This is a genomic window from Nocardiopsis chromatogenes YIM 90109, assembly GCF_000341185.1.
In the GTDB taxonomy this organism is placed as follows: domain Bacteria; phylum Actinomycetota; class Actinomycetes; order Streptosporangiales; family Streptosporangiaceae; genus Nocardiopsis_A; species Nocardiopsis_A chromatogenes.
In genome coordinates this window covers 1-4225 of record NZ_ANBH01000359.1, presented here as the reverse complement: position 1 = coordinate 4225, position 4225 = coordinate 1, and the positions used below count along the sequence as shown (strand labels likewise).

Here is a 4225-nt window from a genome sequence, read left to right as displayed (position 1 = left end):
CCCGACGGGCGACAACGCTGCCGGTTGGGCCGCCGTCCTTTCCTCGTTGCCGCCTTCTTCCTCAGGACCCGGCAGGTCGGCGCCCGGCCGGGGCCGGTGGGCGGGGAAGGGGGTGCCTCTGGTGCCGCCCGACGTCTACGGGCGGCGCGGGGTGGGGTCAGCCGACGGTCGTGGGTGCCTGGGCGTCGGCGTAGGGCAGGCCGCCGTCATCCCCGGCCCTGCCGGAGGGACGGCCCCCCTCTGCCTGGGCGACCTGCTCGGAGAGCAGGCGCAGGGCGTCGGCGGAGGACTCGTCGGCGGGGGTGTACACCTCCAGGCGGTGGTCCGGGCTGTCGGGCTGGAGCCAGACCTGGTAGTCCACGCTCAGCGCGCCGACGGTGGGGTGGCTCAGGTCCATCCGCCCCACCGTGCAGTCGGCCACCTCCCCGGCCGCCCACAGCGCAGCGAAATCGCCGCTGCGCATGGCCAGCTCGCCGATCAGCTCGGCCAGGCGCGCGTCGGTGGGGTACCGCCCGGCCGTCAGCCGCAGGTACCCCACGTGCACCCGCGCCAGCTCCTCCCAGTTGCGGTGCAGGTCCCGGGTGAGCGGGTCCAGGAAGAACATCCTGGGTACCGACGGGCGCCGCTTCGGGTCGCCCGGCGAGTCGAAGCCGGTGTGCTCGCCCATCAGCGCGTGCCCGGTGCGGTTCCAGGCGAGCACGTCGCCGCGGCGCCCGAGCACCACCGCCGGTGTGCGCTCGCCGAGCGACTCCAGCAGCGCCAGCACCCTGGCGTGCGGCCGTTCCGGCCTGGGCCGCCTCAGCCCCGCCACCGCCGGGCGATCGGCGAGGTTGTGCAGGTGCAGCCGCTCGGCCGAGTCCAGCAGCAGCACCCGGGCCAGCGCGTCGAGCACCTGCCCGGAGGCGGTGCCGGCCTGGTCCTGCTCCAGCCGTGTGTAGTACCCGACGCTGACCCCCGCCAGGTGGGCCAGCTCCTCGCGCCGCAGGCCGGGCACCCGGCGCGCACTTCCGTAGGTGCGCAGGCCGACGTCGGCGGGGGTCACCCGGTCACGGCGCGATTTGAGGAACACGCCCAAGGTCTCCAGCTCCATGCCCCCGACCCTAGACCGCGGGGCCCACACGAGCCTGCACCTGCCAGGTGTACCCACGGCAGAGGGCTGGTCCGCCGCCCATGGGGCCCGCCACCGTCGAAGCCATGCGAACGCCACACGCTTCCCCTCCGGAGCGGGACGGGTCGGGCCTCAGGGCCTGGCTCGGACTCGCGGTCATCCTCGGCCCGGTCCTACTGGTCGCCATGGACAATTCGATCCTGTACCTGGCGATGCCCAGGATCACCGACGCCCTGGCGCCCACGGCCGACCAGTCGCTGTGGATCCTGGACATCTACGGCTTCGCGGTCGGGTCGCTGCTGGTGGCCTTCGGCGCCCTCGGCGACCGCTACGGCAGGCTCAGGCTGCTGCTGATCGGAACCCTGTTCTTCGGCCTGGCCTCGGCGGGCGCGGCCCTGGCCCCCTCCGCCGGGCTGCTGATCGCCTTCCGGGCGCTGATGGGCATCGCCGGGGCCACGCTGCTGCCCTCGGCACTGGCGGTGCTCAGCGAACTGTTCCCCGACCCGCGCAGGCGCGCCCAGGCGATCGGGATCTTCGCCTCGGCCTTCGCCGCCGGATTCGCCGTGGGCCCCGTCGTCGGCGGCCAGCTCCTCACCCATTTCTGGTGGGGCTCGGTGTTCCTGGTCAACCTGCCCGTCGTGGCCCTGTTCCTGGCGCTGGCGCCCGTCCTGCTCGGCGAGGTGAAGGCGGCCCGGCCCGGGCGCGTGGACGCGCTCAGCGTTGTGCTGTCGGTGGTGGGGCTGCTGTTCGTCATCTACGCGGTCAAGAGCGCCGCCGCCGAGGGCGCGGACCCGGCCACGATCGCGCTGGGCGCGGTCGGCGCGGCGGTGCTGGTGCTCTTCGCCCGCCGCCAGCGCCGTCTGGAGTACCCGCTGATCGACTTCGGGCTCTTCGGCGACCGGGTGTTCACCATCGCGATCGTCACCGGCCTGCTGCCGCTGGCCGCCTGGTCGGCCACCGCCTACCTGTCCGGCGTCTACCTGCAGACGGTGCTGGACATGTCGGTCCTGCGGGCCGCCCTGCTGGCCGTGCCCGGGGCCCTGGTGCTCACCGTCACCTGCATCGTCACTCCGATGGTCGTCGGCCGCGTGGGCACCCGCGCCGCGCTGATCGCCTGCCACTTCGCCATCACCGCCGGGCTGTCGCTGTTCCTGATGACCGGTGTGACGGGCGGCGCGGGCTGGTACGTGGCCGCGACGGCCGTCGCCGGGCTGGGCTATGGCATCTCCTTCGCCGTGGTGGCCGACGTGGCGGTGGCGGCCGTGCCCGCCGAGCGGGCCGGGTCGGCGGCCGCCATGGCCGAGACCTCCAACGAGATCGGCAACGCCCTGGGGATCGCGCTGCTGGGGTCGTTGGCCGCGCTGGTCTTCCGCCTGCTGGGCCCGGACGTGGCGCCCACCCTGAACGAGACCGCGGAGCTGCCCGGCGTGGGGGCGGCCGCGCTCGCCGAGGCCGAGTCCGCCTTCATGGCGGGGCTGCACGCGGTGGTGGTCGTGGCGGGCCTGCTGCACGCCGGGCTGGGTGTGCTGGCGCTGCGGTGGCTGCCGAGGGAGGAGCCCGCCCCAGCGGGGGAGGGCGAGCCGGGGGAGGGGAGCGGTGCGGCCGTACCCGCCGAGCCGGACGCCGAGCGGGACGGGGAGGCCGCCCCGGTGGTGGAGGCAACGGAGGGCGCACGCTGACGGGCGGCGCGTTCGATCATGGCCCTGGGCGCCTCCCGCGAACGCGGGAGGCGCCTTCGGGCTCGGGGAGGGGAGCGATGCAAGGGCGGCCTGCCGGGCCGGTGAAGCGCACACACAGGGACGCGGAGGGGCCGAACGGCAGCGCGCTGGGAGATGGAACCGGTAGGTCCTCCCTGGCGCGCGGGAACGACGGTCTCAAAATCTACGCCGTAAAGCCAAAGGTGAAGTGACTTCCTTCACATTTGAAATACATATAGCCGAGCCGCTTCGCGGCACGCACCCACCCCGCACCTGTCCGGATGAGGATCGTGTTCCCTGAGCGCCGGATTCCGGCAGCAGGGATTCAGCCGGAGCGACGAGAAGAGGACGGCAGCCCTCGCCGCGGTGCTGTCGACCGCCAGGCGTGTGCGTGGCCACCGTTTGATGGCGGCGACGGTCAGCGCTGGGCGACTCCCCGGTCCTTACCACCGTCCGGCGGGTTCCTCGTGGCCCGGGGGCAGCGGCGCGGCTTGTGCCCTGCTCGCGGGCTCCGGCCGGATGGCGGACCAGCGGAGTGCGCGGGAGGGGCCGGGGCCACTGGAGGGGTGTCACTCCTGCCCGTCCGTTGGTGCGGCAGCTGCGCCGAGCAGTGCGGGTGCCCTGTCGGGCGGTCGAAGGCGGGCCGCCTTCGGTCAGGGTTCCGGTCGGGACATCGACGCGGGGGCAGGGCCGCCCCGGCGCCGCGACGGGGGCGCTGAAGCGGTCGGAGGGAGAATCCCTAGGCGTGACCCCGGCATCGATGCGGCGCCCCGGAGATCGCCCTCGGGCGGCCGTCGCGACCCGGGAGAGGGGGCCGCCCTGCGCAGAGCCCGGCACCCTCCACGGACCCCCTGACGCCTTCAGAAGCCTCAGGCGCCCCACACGGCCCCAATGGCCGGAGGGGAACCAACAAGGGCCCACAAGCCGCGTACAGCCCTCTCAGGCCCCGTCTACGGCCTCAGGGGCCCCTTGGGAGCGCGACAGCAGGCCCAAACCCCGCCGCGCCGTCGCCGACAGCGGCAGGTGCGGTAGGTCCTCGGGCAGGAACCACGCGCAGTCGGACGTGGAACCGCCCACCTCCTGCACCTCCGGCTCGCCCGGATCGACCACGTGGGCATGGAAGAACACCCACACCCCGTAGATCTCGGTCGCCTCGGCCTCGGGCCCGCGCACCCCGGTGGTGTGGTGGTGGACCACGCCCACCAGGGCGCCTACACCCGCGTGCTGCCCGGTCTCCTCGGCCACCTCGCGGCGCAGCGCGGCGCGCACCTGCTCGCCGTGGTCCACCCCGCCGCCCGGCAGGTGCCAGGTGCCCTCACCCGGGAACCCCTCGGCGATGCGCGACAGCAGCAGCCGGCCCGCCGGATCGGTCACCAGCCCGTACCCGCCCAGCCGCCGCAGCGACGGGCCCGGCCGCGGC

Annotated in this window: 3 protein-coding genes; 1 reads left to right on the top strand and 2 read right to left on the bottom strand. The window is 74.4% G+C overall.

Annotated elements, in window-relative coordinates:
* Positions 1–157: 157 nt before the first annotated feature.
* Complete coding sequence (locus D476_RS35150) at positions 158–1090, bottom strand: helix-turn-helix domain-containing protein (protein WP_017627668.1); 933 nt, start codon at positions 1088–1090, stop codon at positions 158–160.
* A gap of 203 nt (positions 1091–1293) precedes the next feature.
* Between D476_RS35150 and D476_RS0130520 the strand changes: the two genes are divergently transcribed.
* Positions 1294–2787: an MFS transporter gene (locus D476_RS0130520; RefSeq protein ID WP_204367031.1), complete on the top strand. Its 1494-nt coding sequence runs from the start codon at positions 1294–1296 to the stop codon at positions 2785–2787.
* Positions 2788–3744: 957 nt separating this feature from the next.
* Here D476_RS0130520 and D476_RS0130515 read toward each other — a convergent pair.
* Positions 3745–4225: NUDIX hydrolase (locus D476_RS0130515; RefSeq protein WP_017627666.1), on the bottom strand; the 481-nt coding region annotated here is incomplete at its 5' end.